A 16,521-nucleotide genomic window follows, 5' to 3' on the forward strand; every position below is an offset into this window, starting at 1 on the left:
GTTCTCATTAGCGTTTAGAGTGGGAGCATGAACAAGCCCGTCGTCGCCTTCGCACTCGCCTCCGCCGCCGCTCTCGTCCTCGCCGGATGCTCGGGCACACCGGCGGCCGAGGGCTCGGGCGACACGATCGAGGTCGTCGCCTCGACCAACGTGTACGGCTCGCTCGCGGCGCAGATCGGCGGCGACCGGGTGGACGTCACCTCGATCATCACCTCGGCGACGCAGGATCCGCACTCCTACGAGGCGAGCGCCCGCGACCGGCTGGCCGTGCAGAAGGCCGATCTCGTGATCGAGAACGGCGGCGGCTACGACGGGTTCATCGACGACCTCCTCGAGGAGGCAGAGGGCCCCGCGGTGGTCACGGCGGTGGAGTACTCGCACGAGTTCCCCGGCAACGAGGGCCACGAGGAGGAGGCGCACTCCGAGGAGGAGCACGCCGAGGACGAGCACGCCGATGAGGAGGCCGAAGGCCACGAGGGTCACGATCACGAGGGTCACGACCACATCGAGGGCTTCAACGAGCACGTCTGGTTCGACCCGCACACGATGGTCCACGTCGTGGAGGCGATCGCCGAGGAGCTGTCCGAGCTCGACCCCGACGGCAAGGCCGAGTTCACCGCGGCTGCCGAGAAGATCAACGCCGACCTCGAGGGCTTCGAGGCCGACCTCGAGACCATCAAGGCGGATGCCGGCGGCGCCAGCGTCTTCATCACCGAGCCGCTGCCCGGCTACATCGCCGCGGCGGCCGGTCTCACCGACATCACCCCCGAGGGCTTCGCCGAGGCCGTCGAGGAGGGCACCGACGTCGCGCCGGCCACGCTGCTCGCCGCACTCGACGTGATCGACGCCGGCGAGGTGCGCGCGGTGCTCACGAACGCCCAGACCGGCGGCGCCGAGACGCAGCGCGTCGAAGACGCCGCGGAAGAAGCAGGCATCCCGATCGTCGCATTCACGGAGCTGCTGGAGGACGGATCGTCGTACGCTGAGTGGATGCGTGACGCGATCAAGAGCCTCGCCGACGCACTCCAGCCGTGAGTGCGGGCGGCGACGCCCGCGCCCAGCGACCGGATGCAGCGGCCGGCCCCATCCTCGAGGTGAGCGGTGCGGCCCTGCACCGCGGCGACCGTGAGCTGTGGTCCGGCCTCGATCTCACCGTGAACGCCGGCGAGTTCATCGCCGTGCTGGGGCCGTCAGGGTCGGGCAAGACCACGCTGCTGCGCAGCATCCTGGGACTGCAGCCGCTGTCCGCCGGGACCATCCGGGTCGGCGGCGAGCCGGTGCGCCGCGGAAACCCGCGCATCGGGTACATCCCGCAGCAGCGCACGCTCGCCCCCGACACCAGCATGCGGGCGCGGGACCTCGTCGCGCTGGGCGTGCAGGGGAGCCGCTTCGGCCTCCCGATCCCGCACCGCGGCGATCGCGCCAGGGTCGACGGACTTCTCGAGTCGGTCGGCGCCGCGCACTATGCCGACCGCCGCGTGGGACTCCTCTCCGGCGGCGAGCAGCAGCGGCTCCGGGTCGGGCAGGCGCTCGCCGACGAGCCGTCGCTGCTGCTGTGCGACGAGCCGCTGTCGAACCTCGACCTCGCGAACCAGCTCGCCATCACCGACATCATCGACCGGCAGCGACGCGACCGCGAGGCCGCAGTGCTGTTCGTGACGCACGACATCAACCCGATCCTCGGCCGGGTCGACCGCATCCTGTACATCGCCGGCGGGCGCTTCCTGCTCGGCACCCCCGACGAGGTGCTGCAGACCCGCGTGCTGACGGATCTGTACGGCACTCCGGTGTTCGTGCTCCGCGCGGGCGACCGGCTGGTGGTCGTCGGAGTCCCGGATGCCGAGCCGCACCACATCCACGAGGACGACGAGCACGACCACGGAGGCACCGCATGATGCTCCCGATGGTCGACTGGAGCGACATCTTCTCCTTCCAGGACTACGGCGAGCTCGTCGCTCTGCTCGCGAACTCGATCGTCGCCGGCGCCGTGCTCGGCATCGTCGGCGGGCTGATCGGCGTGTTCGTCATGCAGCGCGACCTCGCTTTCGCGGTGCACGGAGTCAGCGAGCTGTCCTTCGCCGGTGCCGCCGCCGCCCTCCTCTTCGGCGGCAGCGTGGTCGTGGGCTCCCTCGGCGGCGCGCTCGCCGCGGCGATCCTGATCGGGATCCTCGGCGCGAAGGCGCGCGACCGCAACTCGATCGTCGGGGTGCTGATGCCGTTCGGCCTCGGTCTCGGCATCCTGTTCCTCTCCCTCTACGAAGGACGCAGCTCCAACCGCTTCAGCCTGCTCACGGGGCAGATCGTCTCGGTGTCGAGCCCCGACCTCGGCTGGCTGCTCGGCATCAGCATCGTCGTGCTGATCGGCCTGCTGCTGATGTGGAACCCGCTGCGCTTCGACTCGCTCGACCCCGAGTCCGCCGCGGCGCGCGGCGTGCCTACCCGCGCCGTGAGCCTGCTGTTCATGGTGCTGCTCGGTCTCATCGTCGCCGTCAGCGTGCACATCATCGGTGCGCTGCTCGTGATGGCGCTGCTGGTCACGCCGGCCGCCGCCGCGATGCGCATCACCGCGGGGCCCGTGGCAGTGCCGCTGCTCGCTGCGCTGTTCGGCTTCACCTCCGCCGTCGGCGGCATCCTGCTCGCCCTCGCAGGCACGCTGCCGGTGAGCCCCTACATCACGACGCTGTCGTTCCTGATCTACGGCGTGTGCTGGCTGATCAGCTGGACCCGCGGCCGCGTGCGGCGCGCCTGACGTTCACAACTCCTCAGGAACGCCGACCAGGCGGCTGCGCTCGAGCGTGATCCTGCGGCGGTCGGATTCCACTCCGTGCGTCTCTGAGGAGTTCTGCACGGCTCACACCCGCGCGAGCGCGTCGATGTCCTCCAGGAACTCGGCAGCGGTCTCGGCCGACACCGTGGTCCGGGTGCCGGCGATCGCCTCGAGGTAGTCCCGCGTGCTCGGCCCGTCGGGGGCGGACGCCACGGGACCGGCCGCATGCGCGACCTCGAACGCGCGCTGCGAGGCGCTGCGCGCGGCGAACTCGATGTCGGCGGGGGAGAATCCCTCGGTGCGGTCGACGAGGATGTCGATGTCGACGGCATCCGCCACCGGCGCGGGGATGTACCGGAGCCAGATCGCGCCGCGCGCCGCCCGGTCGGGAAGGCCGATCGGGATGACGTAGTCGAAGCGGCCGTGCCGGAGGAACGCGCTGTCGAGCGCGCGGATGAAGTTCGTGGCGCAGACCAGCAGGCGCCCCGGCTGCTCACGGAACGCCGGGATGATCTTCAGCAGCTCGTTCGTCACGCCCTGAAGCGGGGAGGGCGGCTCGCCCGATCGCTGTGCCGCGATCTCCTCGACCTCGTCGATGAAGACGACCGCGTGCTCGAGCTCGGAGATCTTCGTGAACGTCTCGCGCAGCGCCCCGGCGAGCCCCTTCGGATCCGCCGCGAGCCGGGACGGGAACACCTCGACGAACGACCACTCCAGCCGCGAGGCGATCGCCTTCGCGAACGTGGTCTTGCCCGTGCCGGGAGGGCCGAACAGCACGACGGCGCGCGGCGGCACCACGCCGAAGCTGTCGGCCAGGTCGGGCTCGGCCAGGGGCAGGACGAGACGCTGCTCGAGGATCTCCTTCTCGCGTCGCATGCCGGAGACCGATTCCCACAGGCCCTGCGGCATGAGACGGCCGCCGAGCTCTGCGAGCGAGGTGAGCTCCTGACGCTGCACCGGGATGCGGCGCTCGAAGTAGCGCAGGTGATGCTTCTGCTCGAAGCCGCGCGCTTCGAAGGCGGCGAGCCGGGTCTCCTCCTCCGGCATCAGGGCGGAGAGCTTGGTCAGCCCGTACGGCTGCATGCTCTTCTCCAGCGCGGCGAGCAGCGCCGAGCCGATGCCGCGGCCGCGCCACGCGTCGTCGATCGCGAAGAACACCACCCAGCCCTGGTCGTGTGCACGGCGCCCGACGACCGCCGCGATGACCTCGTCGCCGTGCACGGCCACGATCGCGTGGTCCTTCTGGCACGAGGCGACGACCTCGCTGAGGTCGTACACGGGCTCGGAGCCGGCGCGCTTGAGCTCCTCCCAGAGATGCAGGATGCCGCCCAGATCGTCGTTGTGGAACTCGCGCAGCCGCCAGCCGGTCATCTGGACTCCCTCGTCTCGGATGCCGCAACGATACCGGCGGCCGGTCCGCAGCGACCACCCGGCGGCGTAATGTGCCGCTGCCGCGGAGAGAGGCGTCTTCGTGGGAAGCGGGGCTCCCAGCCCCCGGCAAGCCCTGGCGCCTAGACTTCTGGGTATGGCTCAGCGGAACACCTGGCAGCGCGAGCGCGTGCGCGAAGCGCTCGCCGACGCGCGCGGATTCGTCAGCGCACAGAGCCTGCACGCGACCCTCCGCGACGACAACACCGGCATCGGCCTCGCCACGGTGTACCGCGCACTCGCCGGTCTCGCGGCATCCGGCGATGCCGATTCGCTGCAGAGCCCCGAGGGCGAGGCCCTCTACCGGGCGTGCACCACGCAGGCGCACCACCATCACCTGATCTGCCGGTCCTGCGGGCTGACCGTCGAGATCGAGGCCAAGGACGTCGAGCAGTGGGCGCACCGCACGGCGGCGCTGCACGGATTCACGGATGCCGCGCACGTGGTCGACATCTTCGGCCTGTGCACCCCGTGCACGAACAGGCGCGACGCCGAAGAGGCAGCGACCGGGTGAGCACGTCCACGTCGCCGCGCACCGTCGCCGCGCACCGGACGACGCGCTCCCCGCGCTCGCCGTGGATCGGCGTCGGCATCGGAGTCGCCCTCATCGCGGCACTGTTCCTGATCGACCGGTTCCTGCCGGGCCTGTTCACCGCGTCGCTGCCGAGCCGCGCGCAGGACGGGCTCACGCTCGCCCTCAGCGTGCTCATCGAGGCGCTCCCGTTCGTGATCCTCGGCGTGCTGCTGTCGATCGTGGTGCAGGTATGGCTCCCGGCCGACGTCATCCATCGCTGGCTGCCGAAGCGGGCGTGGGCCCGCCGTGCCGTGCTGTCGCTCCTGGGAATGCTGGTGCCGGTCTGCGAATGCGGCAACGTGCCGTTCGCGCGCGGACTCATGATGCGCGGCCTCGCGCCCGCCGAGGCGCTGACCTTCCTGATCGCCGCGCCGATCGTGAACCCGATCGTCATCCTGACCACGCATGCCGCGTTCGGGTTCGACGGCGGCATCCTCGTGGCCCGCCTCGTCGGCGGCTACCTGATCGCGAACCTGATCGGCTGGATCTACAGCCGGCATCCCTCTCCCGACGCCCTGCTCACGCAGCGCTTCGTCGACACCTGCGAACTCGTGACGCACGAGCCGGGCACGCCGGTGCGGCGCAGCCTCACCCAGTTCCTGATCGAGCTGCGCGCGGTGATGCCGGCCCTCGTGATCGGATCCGCGCTCGCCGGAGCGGTGCAGGTGCTGATCCCGCGCGACGTGCTGCTCGCGATCGGCTCGAACCCGGTGTTGTCGATCGTGGCGATGATGGCGCTCGCGATGACCGTCGCGATCTGCTCCAACGTCGACGCGTTCTTCGCGCTGTCGTTCGCGTCGACGTTCTCTTCGGGTGCGCTCGTCGCGTTCCTGCTCGTCGGCCCGCTCGTCGACGTCAAGATGCTCGCGCTGATGCGCACGACCTTCACGACCCGCACGCTCGCCGGCATCGTCGGCGTCGTCGTCGCGGCCGCCTTCGCGATCGGGATCGGGGTGAACGTCCTTGTCTGAGCTCTCCGTCCTGGCGTCCCCGCGCGCACGGGCCCTCGGGTTCCGCTGGCTCGGCGTCGGTCTCGCCACGGTGATCGCCGTCGTCACACTCGGCCTCGCCTTCACGGGAAGCCTCACGCTCTACATCAGCCCCGAATCGGTGTGGTTCGCCTGCGCCGCCGCGGTCGTGACTGTCGCCGGAGCGATCTGGTCGTGCACGCTGCCACTAGGCGAGGAGGGCGATCACTCGCACTCGCACGGCGACGAGCATGAGGCGGAAGCGGCTCCATCACCGCACCGTGCGCTCTCGGGCGCCGCCGCGCTGACCGGCGGCATCGTGGCGTCGGGAGTCGTGGCCGCGGCGATCCTCCTGCCGCCCGCCTCCCTCTCCGTCGAGCTCGCGATGTCGCGGGTGGGGGAGCAGTCGGCGCTGTTCTCCGGAGCGGATGACGTGACGCTCGGCGTCGCCGACACGTCGACCTTCGGCATCGGCGAGTGGGCGAGCGTGTTCGCCACCGCCACGAACACCACGGCGTACGACGGCGAGTCGGTCACGCTCACCGGCTTCGTGACGCCGACGGATGCCGAGGGCGTGAACCTCACGCGCATGGTCATCACGCACTGCGTGATCGACGCGCAGCCCGCGACGGTGCCGGTGACGATCGACGCCGGCGAGTTCGAGACCGGCCAGTGGGTCGAGGTCACCGGAACGGTGAAGGCGGATGCCGACGGCTCGCTGCACGTCGACCCGACCTCGGTCGAGGCGATCGAGGAGCCGAAGGATCCGTATGAGTACTGACGACGAGCGCCCTGAGGTGCCTGCCGTCCCGCGTACTCGCGCGGAGATGCGCGCCGCGCGAGAAGAGGCTGAGCGCGCCGCGGCCGAGCGCGAGGCAGCCGAGCATGCCGCGGCCGCGTCGGCCCCGGCGGACCCGGATGCCGCGGTTCCGGTCCCGGCGGCCCCGGTTCCGGCGGACCCGGCCCCGGCGGACCTGGATGCCCCGGTCCCGGTCCCGGCGACCTCGGAGCCAGCCCCTGCCGCGGAGTCCGCCCCCGCTGCGAAGACCCCGGACCCCGCCGCGAACCGCCGGTTCCTCATCGCGCTCGGTGCCGTGCTCGGCATCCTGGTGCTCGTCGGCGCCGGGCTCGGCGCGGTCAGCCTCACCCAGGGGCCGCGTCTCACCGGTGTGCAGGTCGCGCCCGCGCAGGCCATCGAGTCGTCCGGCAGCCGCGTCATCCTCACCGCCAACCAGGCGCTGGCGGCGATCGACGAGTCCCAGGTGACGGTCGAGCCCGCCGTGCCGTTCACGATCGACGCCTCGGGCCGTGGCATCGGCATCCGCTTCACCGTCCCGCTCGATGACGAGACGAAGTACACCGTGCGGGTCGCCGGCGCGGCCGGTGCCGGCGGGGGGCCGAAGGCCGATCTGACCACGAGCTTCTCGACCCCGGCAACCACTCTCTTCCTGCTGCGTCGCGATGTCGACGGCGACGACAAGATCTTCCGCACCGACGTGTCGGGCGAAGGCGTCCCCGTGTTCGCGGCCGACCGGATCAACGACTTCCGCGCGACCTCGAACCAGCTCGTGGTGTCGGTCGAGGAGGACGAGGGCTCCACGCTGCTCGTGATGGACGAGGACGGCTCCGATCCCCGCGAGCTCACACTCCCCGGCGTGGGCTACGTCGGTGCGATCCAGGTGTCAGACCGCGGCGGGTTCGTCGGCTACAGCTACTCCGACAAGGAGCTCAGCGACACCGAGGGCCGGGCCAGCGTGCTGGTCACCCAGTCGCTGAGCGGCGACGACGAGCCGGTCGTGACCGAGGTCGCCGGCAAGGAGGCCAACATCTTCGTGTGGCAGTTCGTGCCGGACACCGCTGCCGTGCTGTTCATCGACTTCGACGGGGCGCTCTCGCTCGTCGATCGCTCCACAGACGCCGGCGTGCAGTCGCTCGGCCTCGCCAGCACCATCCAGGGCATCAGCCGCGGCACCTATACCGCGATCGTCGAGCGCATCGACGGCTCGATCGTGCAGCTGAACCTCGCGGACGGCTCGGAGGAGCCCCTCGAGGCGTCGGACCCCGACTACGGCAGGGCGACGACGATCACCCCGTTCCCCGGAGGCACGCTGCGACACGTCGTCGCGCGCGACGAGAACGAGGTCCCGGTCGGCCAGGCGATCGTCCGGGTCGACGACGCGGGAGCCGCGACGCCGCTGGTCGAGGTCGGTCCCGCCGACTCGATCCTGCAGGCGTGCGCATCGCCGAGCGGTCAGTACGCCGCCGTCGTGATCGCACCGAAGGTCACCGACAACCCGTACGACCAGATGCTGCTGCCGCTGCCGCAGAACCTCGAGACGCACCTCATCGACCTCGACACGGGCAAGGAGCTCGTGGCGCTCACCGGCTTCGATGCGTCCTGGTGCGACACGGCGCCCAAGTTCTGAGAAGGCGCCGTGCGATGACCGTGACGGATGCCCTGCGCCGCGCGACGCGCGCGGAGCTCAGCGGGCTGCCCGTCGAGGTCGCGCCGCGCCTGCTCGGCGCGGAGCTGCGGACGTTCATCGGACCAGCCGAGGTGCGTCTGCGCCTCACCGAGGTCGAGGCCTATCACGGGCACGGCACCGGCATCCTGCCCGACCCTGGGTCGCACGCGCGCATGGGGCGGACGGCGCGGAACGCCACGATGTGGGGCGAGCCGGGGCATCTGTACGTGTACCTCAGCCACGGCATCCACTCCTGCGTCAACGTCGTCTGCGGGCCCGACGGCCAGGCCGGCGGTGTGCTGCTGCGGGCCGGCGAGGTCGTGCTCGGGGCGGATGCCGCGGCCACCCGCCGCGGCGCTGCGCTGCCGCTCACGCGGATCGCGCTGCGAGACCTGGCCAGGGGCCCGGGCAGATTCGGGCAGGCATCGGGGCTGCGTCATCCGCTGCACGACGGCATCGACGCGATCAGCGGCGCCGAGCGGCACGGTGCGCGTGCCGGGCTCTGGCTGCGCGAGGAGCCGGTGCCGGAGGTCGCGACCGGCCCGCGGGTCGGCGTCGCGGGCCTGGCCGGGACGGATGCCTTCCCGTGGCGGTTCTGGATCGCGGGCGACCCGACCGTCTCGGCGTTCCGCTGGGGCCGAGGGGCTCAGGCCGAGTCGGCGCTGGGGGCGGAGGGGGTCGGCCTCCTGCCGTGCTAGACTGACTCTTTGTCTGCGCACACTCCTGTGCGCAGTTCGTGTGCTTCCCCTCCCTCATCGGTCCCTGAGCTTGTCGAAGGGCCGCGAGACGGGTGGCGCGCAGACAAGGGATCTTGGGTGAGACCGTCCGGTCTCACGGTATAGAAGGAGTCACCATCATGGCAGCAGTGTGCCAGGTGACCGGAGCTGTTCCCGGCTTCGGTCACAACGTCTCGCACTCGCACCGCCGGACGAAGCGCCGCTTCGACCCGAACGTGCAGAAGAAGACCTATTTCGTTCCGTCGCTCGGTCGTAAGATCACGCTCAACGTGTCCGCCAAGGGCATCAAGGTGATCGACGTCCGCGGCATCGAGAACGTGGTCAAGGACCTCCAGGCGAAGGGTGTGAAGCTCTAATGGCCAAGAAGGCTCAGGACGTACGTCCGATCATCAAGCTGCGTTCGACGGCAGGTACGGGTTACACGTACGTGACGAAGAAGAACCGCCGCAACACCCCCGACCGCCTCGTGCTGAAGAAGTACGACCCGGTCATCCGTCAGCACGTCGAATTCCGAGAGGAGCGTTGATCAATGGCTAAGAAGAGCAAGATCGCTCGCAACGAGCAGCGCAAGGTCATCGTCGAGCGTTACGCAGAGCGTCGCGCCGAGCTGAAGAAGACCCTGGTCGACCCGAACGCCACCGACGAGGCCCGCGAGGCCGCACGCGTCGGCCTGCAGAAGCTGCCGCGCAACGCGTCGCCGGCTCGCGTGCGTTCGCGCGACGTCATCGACGGCCGCCCCCGCGGTGTCCTCACGAAGTTCGGCATCTCGCGTGTCCGCTTCCGTGACATGGCACACCGTGGCGAGCTGCCCGGCGTGACCAAGTCCAGCTGGTAAGCATTTCCGGTCCCTGAGCTTGTCGAAGGGGCCGAAAGGGGCGGGGATCTTCGGATCCTCGCCCCTTTCGCGTACCCGCGGAATCACGCGGATCGGCCGGGGAATCGGTCCGCTGGGCACTCTGAAACCCCTGAAATCTGTGACTGGAGTGACCAAAGTGACGCGACACGCCATGGAAAAGCCCAAAACCCGCGAAATGACGCGGAAATGTGGGCGGTCGTTGATACATTCAAGGCGGTCACTCGACCAGGGGGCATCCGCTCCGATCAAAACGACAATGCGACGGGATCCTCGTCGCTGGAGGATGACATGGCTGACAAGTCCATCACCAAGACCGAGCTCGTCGCGAGCATCGCTTCCGCCACGGGTCAGAGCCAGGCCACCGTCTCTGGTGTCCTCGACGCACTGTTCGGCTCCGTCTCCGACGCCGTCGCCAAGGGCAGCAAGGTCTCGATCCCGGGCTGGATCTCGTTCGAGCAGGTCGCGACCGCAGCTCGTACGGGCCGCAACCCGCAGACCGGCGCCGAGATCAAGATCCCGGCCGGCAAGCGCGTCAAGGTGACCGCCGGTTCCAAGCTCAAGGCTGCTGTCAAGTAAGCCCTTTCGAAGGCCGCTCCCGCTCGTCGGGAGCGGCCTTCGTGCGTCCGCGAGGGCCCATCCGGATGCCGGTCGGGCCACGCGGATGCGCGGCATAGGCTGGTGGGGTGAGTTCCCGCACCGCTCCGGCTCCGCCGAGCCCGATGTACCGCGCCGCCGGCATCGGGATCCTCGTCGCCGCCGGATTCGCGGCCGTCATCGTGGCGCTCATGTTCGGCGGCGGCGCCGCGCCCCTGCTCCTGCAGGATCCCGGCCCATTCGTGCGCTGGATGCTCCCGGTCGCGAAGCTCGTGATGAACCTCGCGGCGGCGGCGATGCTCGGCTCGCTGGTCCTCGCGCTGTTCGCCCTGCGCAGCGAGGAGCGCTCGTTCGACTTCGCGCTGACCGTCTCCTCGGTCGGCGCCGCGGTCTTCACCGTGACCGCCGGCTTCGGCGGCTTCCTGACCTTCATGGCCGCGTTCAACCCGAAGCTCAGCGCCGAGCGGGAGTTCGGCGTGCAGCTCGGCCGGTTCCTGCTGGAGACGTCCCTCGGCCAGTCCTGGCTGATCACGACGATCACCGGCTCCGTGATCACGGTCCTCGCGTTCGCATGGCGCTCGTGGACCACGACGCTGATCACGGCGCTCATCGCCGCGGCATCCTTCCTCCCGCTCGCCACGCAAGGGCATTCGGGGGAGCTCTCCGGCCACAACGTCGCGGTGAACTCGATCCTGCTGCACATGATCGGCGCGGCCGTCTGGATCGGCGGCCTCCTTCTCGTGGTGCTGCTGCGCGGTGAGGCCGAGGTCGGTGTCGAGCGTCTGGTCGGCCGGTACTCGAGCCTCGCGATCGCCGCGTTCGCCGTGGTCGCGGTCTCCGGCCTCACCCGCTCGGTCGTCGCCCTCGGCGACTGGTCGCAGCTGCTGACCCCGTACGGCCTGATCCTGCTCGCGAAGGTCGCGCTGCTGGGCGCACTCGGCCTGTTCGGCGCCTGGTACCGCATCCGTCTCATCCCGCGGCTCACAGGTGAGCACGCCGCCCGCTCGTTCTGGATGCTGGTCCTGTGCGAGGTGGCGCTGATGGGCCTCGCCTCCGGCGCCGCCGCGGCTCTCGCCCGCACGCCCCCGCCCACCGGCGAGGAGGCGGCGTTCGTGCGGACGCCCGCCGAGAACCTCACCCGCTCCCCGCTGCCGCCCGAGTTCACCCTGGAACGCTGGTTCACGGCGTGGGACATCGACGTGCTCTGGCTCGTCACCGCCGGCTTCGGGCTCTTCCTGTACCTCGCGGGTGCGCGCCGGCTCCGGCGGCGGGGCGATCGCTGGCCGATCCACCGCACGGTGTTCTGGGTGCTCGGGATGCTCATGCTGGTGTGGGTGACCGGCGGGCCGATCAACGCGTACCAGGAGTACCTGTTCAGCGTGCACATGCTCGGACACATGATGCTGTCGATGGCGATCCCGCTGCTGCTGGTGTCCGGTGCGCCGATCACCCTGGCGCTGCGCGCCATCCACAAGCGCGACGACGGCACCCGCGGCGGTCGCGAGTGGATCATGTGGGCCGTGCACTCGCCAGTCGCGAAGGTCGTCACGCATCCGTTCGTCGCCGCCGCGATCTTCATCCTGTCGCTGTGGGCCTTCTACTTCACGGATCTCGTGCGCTGGTCGATGTACGAGCACCTCGGTCACGAGTGGATGGTCGCGCACTTCCTGATCTCGGGCTACCTCTTCGTGATGAGCCTGATCGGTGCAGACCCCGTGCCGTACCGGCTGCCGTACCCGGGTCGCCTCATCACGCTCATCGCGGTGATGGCGATGCACGCGTTCTTCGGCATCGCGATCATGATGCAGGAGGGGCTCATGGTCGCCGACTGGTTCGGGTCGATGGGCCGCGACTGGGGTCCCGCGCCGATGGACGACCAGTACATCGGCGGCGGCATCGCCTGGTCGATCGGGGAGATCCCCACGCTGATCCTCGCGATCACCGTCGCGATCCAGTGGAGCCGCAGCGACACCCGGCTGCAGCGGCGACGCGACCGGCACGCCGATCGCACCGGCGACGCCGAGCTCGAGGAGTACAACGCCCAGCTCGCCGCCCTCGCCGAGCGCGACCGCCGTCAGGCCGCGCGCGAGGCGCGCTGAGGCTCAGTTCTCAGCCCTCGGCCCTCAGCCCTCAGCCCTAGCCTGGGGACTGCCGCTCCGCCGCACCGGGGACCTCGCTTTGCCGCGTCCGGAGCGGTGGGGCGGCCATCTGGGGTCCCTGAGGCACGGCACTGGGTCGCAGGGCGATCCCTCCAGGGAGTGGAGGCCAGCCAGGGACCTCGCTTTGCCGGGTCCGGAGCGGTGGGGCGGACATCTGGGGCCCCTGAGGCAACCAGGGTCGCGGTGAGTAGGCTCAGCCCTCGGAGACCTCGCCGGGGGATCCGACCCTGATCGAGGCGGAGCCGTCGGGGAGGATCACGATCGTGCCGTTGACCTGGAACGGCACGTCCTCGGACACGTCCTCGACGCTCCCGTCGAACAGCGACTGGATCTCGACGTCGACGTGCGCCACGGCATCCGTCGGCGGGATCCGCCAGTGGCCGCCGTCGGGGACCACGGTGACGACGGGCTGCGTGCTGATCGACCACTGCGGCAGCGAGGTGATGCGATTCCTGACCTCGAGCCCGAACGGACAAGCGGTCGGCTGCAGCACCTCCTGAGTGGTGCACTGCGAGAGGAACTCCTCGACCCGCTTCTGCACGACCGCGACGAACTCGTCGGTCGGCATCGCCTGGACGTCGACCGGCGTGGTGGCGAGCGGCGTGTCGGCGAGGATGCCGAAGCCCGTCGACGACGCGATCGGCGTGTCGACGGTGACCGCGTACAGACCGGGGGTGAACACCAGCATCGGCAGCGGATCGAGAGGAGCGGCGTCGATCCCCGCCTCGGAGACCTGGCGACGGTCCATCTCGAACCCGTTCACGGCGAACTGGTCCGCCCCGCGCACGGTGAGATCGACGACGGCGAGCGGGCTGGTCGTGAAGCGCCAGTTCGGCATCACGCCGACCCAGCCGTCCTGCGCGACGCTGAAGGTGGTCCGGCCGGGATGGTCCGCGGCCTTGTAGGAGACGGTGACCTCGGTCCGGCCGTCTACGGACTTCTCCGACACCACCTCGATGTCGGTCAGCGGGGCGAGCGCGGCGTGGCGCAGCAGGGCCTCGGATGCCGCGGCGTCGACACCCGCCTCCTCGAGCGTCGCCCTGTCGATCGCGACGCCGGGGACGCGGAGGGCATCGGCGGCCTGGCCGTCGGAGAGGAGCTCGAGATACCGCACGACGAAGGCGGAAGGCCCGTAGAACTGCTGGTACAGCGAGGTGGCGCCGGCCCCGAGGGCGGCGACGAGCAGGAGGCCGACGACGGCGAGCATCGCGAGGTCGGCACCGAGGCGGGGGCGCCGGGGCGCCTTCGTCTCCAGCTGCTGCATGGCGCCAGTCTAGGAGGGCGTCCTGGGACGATGCCGAGCGTGACGCCGGGAGACGGGTCGGCACGTAGCATGGGGGAGCGTCCGTGCATCCGCCTGCCATCCCGTGAGTGAGCCGTGTCCCTTCCCGCCCTGTCCGACGAGCAGCAAGAGCTGTTCCGCCTGATCGAGGACACCAGCGAGCACGTGTTCATCACCGGCCGCGCCGGCACGGGAAAGTCCACGCTGCTGCAGCACTTCGCGTGGAACACCAAGAAGCAGATCGCGATCTGCGCCCCTACCGGCGTCGCGGCGCTCAACGTCGAGGGGCAGACGATCCACTCGCTGTTCCGCCTGCCGATCGGCCTGATCGGCGGCTCGGACATCGACCAGAACGACAACACCCGCCGCATCCTGAACGCCATCGAGACGCTCGTGATCGACGAGATCTCGATGGTGAACGCCGACCTGATGGATGCCATCGACCGCTCACTCCGGCAGGCGCGGGGCAAACGCGGCATCCCGTTCGGCGGCGTGCAGATCGTGATGTTCGGCGACCCGTATCAGCTCGCTCCCGTGCCGCCGCGCGGGGACGAGCTGCGCTACGTGAAGGATCACTATCGCTCGTTCTGGTTCTTCGACGCCAAGGTCTGGGCGGGGGAGACGGCGGACCCTTCGACAGGCTCAGGGACCCAGGACCAGCAGGCCCTGTTCGCGGTCGACACCAAGGCCGAGCTGCACGTGCGCGAGCTCGTGCAGATCCACCGCCAGTCGGACGACGGTTTCAAGGCGATGCTGAACGCGGTGCGCTACGGCCGGGTGACCGCCGAGATCGCGGGGGCCCTGAACGGGCAGGGCGCGCGCACCCCTCCCGACCCGGAGCCCGGCGAGGTGCCGATGATCACCCTCGCGACGCGCAACGACATCGTGAACAGCATCAACAGCAGGCATCTTTCAGCCCTGCCGGGCAAGGAGCAGACCGCCCGCGCCGAGGTGAGTGGAGAGTTCGGCCGCGGCGAGGCGGCGCTGCCGGCGGAGTCCGAGCTGAAGCTCAAGATCGGGGCGCAGGTGATGTTCCTGCGCAACGACACGTCGATGTCGGGCGAGCCGCCGCGCTGGGTCAACGGCACGATCGGCACGGTCACGCGCATCCTCGGCGAGACCGTGCGCGTCGAGATCGACGGCGAGGAGGTCGACGTCGAGCCGGCCGTCTGGGAGAGGTTCCGTTACTCGTACGAGCCCGCGACGAAGAAGCTGACGCGCGACGTGGTCGCCGAGTTCACGCAGTTCCCGCTGCGGCTCGCCTGGGCGGTGACGATCCACAAGTCGCAGGGCAAGACCTACGACCGGGCGATCATCGACCTCGGATCCGGCGCCTTCGCCCCTGGTCAGACGTATGTCGCCCTCTCGCGGCTGACGTCCCTCGACGGCCTGTACCTGTCGCGTGCACTGCGCCCGAGCGACATCCGGGTCGACGAGGACGTGCGGCGGTTCATGCGCGACGCGTGGCTCGCGGCATCCGCGCCCCAGCTTCCGGGCGCCTGACCGCAACCCGCTTCAGCCCGCGAGACTTCACGAATGTCATGTTTGCGGCCCGATTTCGAGACATTTGTGAAGTCTCGCGAGCCGAGGGTCAGGCGACGGCGCGCGCCCTGTCGAGGTCCTCGAAGAGCTCGGTGTTGAAGCGGTAGGCGTGCAGGACCTCGTCGATCACGCGCTCGCGCTCCGCGTCATCCCACGGGGCGGCGTCGAGCTGCTCGCGGTACACGTCCTTGAACGCGGCAGGGTCGGCGATGTCGTCGAACAGGTAGAAGCCGATGCCGTTCGTCTCGAAGCCGAAGCGGCGCGCCATGATGCGGCCGATGAAGATGCCGCCGGAGAGGTCGCCGAGGTAGCGGGTGTAGTGGTGGGCGACGAAGCCGCCGGCCCAGGTCGAGCCGACCTGCCGGATCCGGTCGACGTATCGCTGAGTGGTCGGCAGCGGTGCGATCCGCTCGCGCCAGTCGCCGCCGAGCAGGAACTCGAGATCGGCTTCGAGTGCGGGGAGCCGGGTGGGCTTGTCGCTCAGGAAGACCGAGGCCACCGGATCGTTCCGCATCCGCTCGCCGGCGCTCTCGAGCGCCTCGTAGATGAAGTAGTGCTGCGCGACGAGCGAGATGTAATCGTTCCTCGAGCCGCCGCCGCCGAGAAGGTCGGACATGAAGCCGGCGTGCTCGCTGCGGGAGTGCGACCCGGAGGAGCGCTCGCGCAGAGCCGCGGAGAAGGAGAGGATCTCGGTCATGCCCTCAGTGTAAGGGTTGCCTAAGTACCGGTCTAGTGCGGGCGGGGCTCCACGCCGAGCCGGGCGCAGGCGAGGTCGTGGATCGCGACGACCTCGTGGCGCACGGACGGCCGGTCCGAGATCGGGCCGCCGGGCCAGGGGACGAACAGGTCGGATGCCGTGCCGCCCCGGGTGATCCGCCACACGCCGCCGTCGCCGTCGAAGCCGGTCATCACGGCATCCGAGATCCCATCGCCGCCGCCCTCGACATCTCCCTCGGCATCTCCCTCGGCATCGGGCTCGGCGAATGCGCGGGCGATGAGCAGGTTGTCGTCGGCGTGATCGCCGTTCATGTGCCGCAGGACGGCGGCGACGACATCGGCATCGAAGGTGTGGGGCATGTCCACCACCATACGGAGGTGCGCGGATGCCGGGCACCGGCGCGATGCGTGCTTTCAGCATCCGCGTTCTAG

18 protein-coding genes are annotated in these 16,521 nt (G+C 70.0%); 14 read left to right on the forward strand and 4 right to left on the reverse strand.

Features of this window, described 5'->3' with window-relative positions; genetic code table 11:
- Positions 1–27: 27 nt before the first annotated feature.
- Genes IPV10_RS06580 through IPV10_RS06590 form a run of 3 tightly spaced genes read left to right on the forward strand, consistent with a single transcriptional unit; the run spans position 28 to position 2,749 of the window.
- A complete protein-coding gene (locus IPV10_RS06580) occupies positions 28–1,035 on the forward strand; it encodes a metal ABC transporter solute-binding protein, Zn/Mn family (RefSeq protein WP_207481789.1) in 1,008 nt (335 codons plus the stop codon).
- Positions 1,032–1,895, forward strand: coding sequence for a metal ABC transporter ATP-binding protein (locus tag IPV10_RS06585; protein ID WP_207481791.1), 864 nt, complete (start codon positions 1,032–1,034; stop codon positions 1,893–1,895). Before IPV10_RS06580 ends, IPV10_RS06585 begins: the two co-directional genes overlap by 4 nt.
- Entirely contained in the window at positions 1,895–2,749 is an 855-nt protein-coding gene (locus IPV10_RS06590; protein WP_242684724.1) for a metal ABC transporter permease, read from the forward strand. Before IPV10_RS06585 ends, IPV10_RS06590 begins: the two co-directional genes overlap by 1 nt.
- 102 nt (positions 2,750–2,851) lie before the next feature.
- Here IPV10_RS06590 and IPV10_RS06595 read toward each other — a convergent pair whose 3' ends face one another.
- On the reverse strand, positions 2,852–4,138 hold the full coding sequence (locus tag IPV10_RS06595) for an ATP-binding protein (protein WP_207481798.1): 1,287 nt from the start codon (positions 4,136–4,138) through the stop codon (positions 2,852–2,854).
- Positions 4,139–4,292: 154 nt separating this feature from the next.
- On the opposite strand from IPV10_RS06595, the gene IPV10_RS06600 reads away from it, so the two are divergent.
- The 10 genes from IPV10_RS06600 to IPV10_RS06645 all read left to right on the forward strand — a co-directional run bounded on the left by IPV10_RS06600 (position 4,293) and on the right by IPV10_RS06645 (position 12,488).
- The gene (locus IPV10_RS06600) at positions 4,293–4,709 is read left to right on the forward strand and encodes a Fur family transcriptional regulator (protein ID WP_207481799.1); all 417 of its coding nucleotides are present in this window, start codon (positions 4,293–4,295) and stop codon (positions 4,707–4,709) included.
- Positions 4,706–5,740: a permease gene (locus tag IPV10_RS06605; RefSeq protein ID WP_207481800.1), complete on the forward strand. Its 1,035-nt coding sequence runs from the start codon at positions 4,706–4,708 to the stop codon at positions 5,738–5,740. The genes IPV10_RS06600 and IPV10_RS06605 overlap by 4 nt, the downstream gene beginning before the upstream one ends.
- The gene (locus tag IPV10_RS06610; protein ID WP_207481801.1) at positions 5,733–6,518 is read left to right on the forward strand and encodes a TIGR03943 family protein; all 786 of its coding nucleotides are present in this window, start codon (positions 5,733–5,735) and stop codon (positions 6,516–6,518) included. Before IPV10_RS06605 ends, IPV10_RS06610 begins: the two co-directional genes overlap by 8 nt.
- On the forward strand, positions 6,508–8,163 hold the full coding sequence (locus IPV10_RS06615) for a hypothetical protein (protein WP_242684708.1): 1,656 nt from the start codon (positions 6,508–6,510) through the stop codon (positions 8,161–8,163). Before IPV10_RS06610 ends, IPV10_RS06615 begins: the two co-directional genes overlap by 11 nt.
- Before the next feature lie 14 nt (positions 8,164–8,177).
- On the forward strand, positions 8,178–8,900 hold the full coding sequence (locus IPV10_RS06620) for a DNA-3-methyladenine glycosylase (protein WP_207481803.1): 723 nt from the start codon (positions 8,178–8,180) through the stop codon (positions 8,898–8,900).
- A 158-nt stretch (positions 8,901–9,058) separates the two neighbouring features.
- Entirely contained in the window at positions 9,059–9,295 is a 237-nt protein-coding gene (gene rpmB, locus IPV10_RS06625) for a 50S ribosomal protein L28 (protein ID WP_017203559.1), read from the forward strand.
- Positions 9,295–9,465 (forward strand): 50S ribosomal protein L33, encoded by a 171-nt coding sequence (gene rpmG, locus IPV10_RS06630; RefSeq protein ID WP_017203558.1) that lies wholly within the window; start codon positions 9,295–9,297, stop codon positions 9,463–9,465. Before rpmB ends, rpmG begins: the two co-directional genes overlap by 1 nt.
- A 3-nt stretch (positions 9,466–9,468) precedes the next feature.
- Entirely contained in the window at positions 9,469–9,774 is a 306-nt protein-coding gene (gene rpsN / locus IPV10_RS06635; protein ID WP_017829734.1) for a 30S ribosomal protein S14, read from the forward strand.
- A gap of 309 nt (positions 9,775–10,083) precedes the next feature.
- Positions 10,084–10,371: an HU family DNA-binding protein gene (locus IPV10_RS06640; RefSeq protein WP_045257248.1), complete on the forward strand. Its 288-nt coding sequence runs from the start codon at positions 10,084–10,086 to the stop codon at positions 10,369–10,371.
- 143 nt (positions 10,372–10,514) lie between these two features.
- Entirely contained in the window at positions 10,515–12,488 is a 1,974-nt protein-coding gene (locus tag IPV10_RS06645) for a cytochrome c oxidase assembly protein (protein ID WP_207481892.1), read from the forward strand.
- Between the two features lie 253 nt (positions 12,489–12,741).
- Here IPV10_RS06645 and IPV10_RS06650 read toward each other — a convergent pair whose 3' ends face one another.
- Positions 12,742–13,812 carry a hypothetical protein gene (locus tag IPV10_RS06650; RefSeq protein WP_207481804.1) on the reverse strand — a complete coding sequence of 357 codons (1,071 nt, stop codon included), beginning with the start codon at positions 13,810–13,812 and terminating at the stop codon, positions 12,742–12,744.
- A 114-nt stretch (positions 13,813–13,926) separates the two neighbouring features.
- On the opposite strand from IPV10_RS06650, the gene IPV10_RS06655 reads away from it, so the two are divergent.
- Positions 13,927–15,333, forward strand: coding sequence for an ATP-dependent RecD-like DNA helicase (locus IPV10_RS06655; RefSeq protein WP_207481806.1), 1,407 nt, complete (start codon positions 13,927–13,929; stop codon positions 15,331–15,333).
- An 88-nt stretch (positions 15,334–15,421) separates the two neighbouring features.
- On the opposite strand, the gene IPV10_RS06660 is transcribed toward IPV10_RS06655, so the two are convergent.
- Both IPV10_RS06660 and IPV10_RS06665 read right to left on the reverse strand, forming a co-directional pair.
- The gene (locus IPV10_RS06660; RefSeq protein WP_207481810.1) at positions 15,422–16,069 is read right to left on the reverse strand and encodes a heme oxygenase (biliverdin-producing); all 648 of its coding nucleotides are present in this window, start codon (positions 16,067–16,069) and stop codon (positions 15,422–15,424) included.
- A gap of 32 nt (positions 16,070–16,101) precedes the next feature.
- Complete coding sequence (locus IPV10_RS06665) at positions 16,102–16,449, reverse strand: DUF2470 domain-containing protein (protein WP_207481812.1); 348 nt, start codon at positions 16,447–16,449, stop codon at positions 16,102–16,104.
- Positions 16,450–16,521 lie beyond the last annotated feature (72 nt).

This window comes from Microbacterium sp. SD291 (assembly GCF_017355365.1).
Lineage (GTDB): Bacteria > Actinomycetota > Actinomycetes > Actinomycetales > Microbacteriaceae > Microbacterium.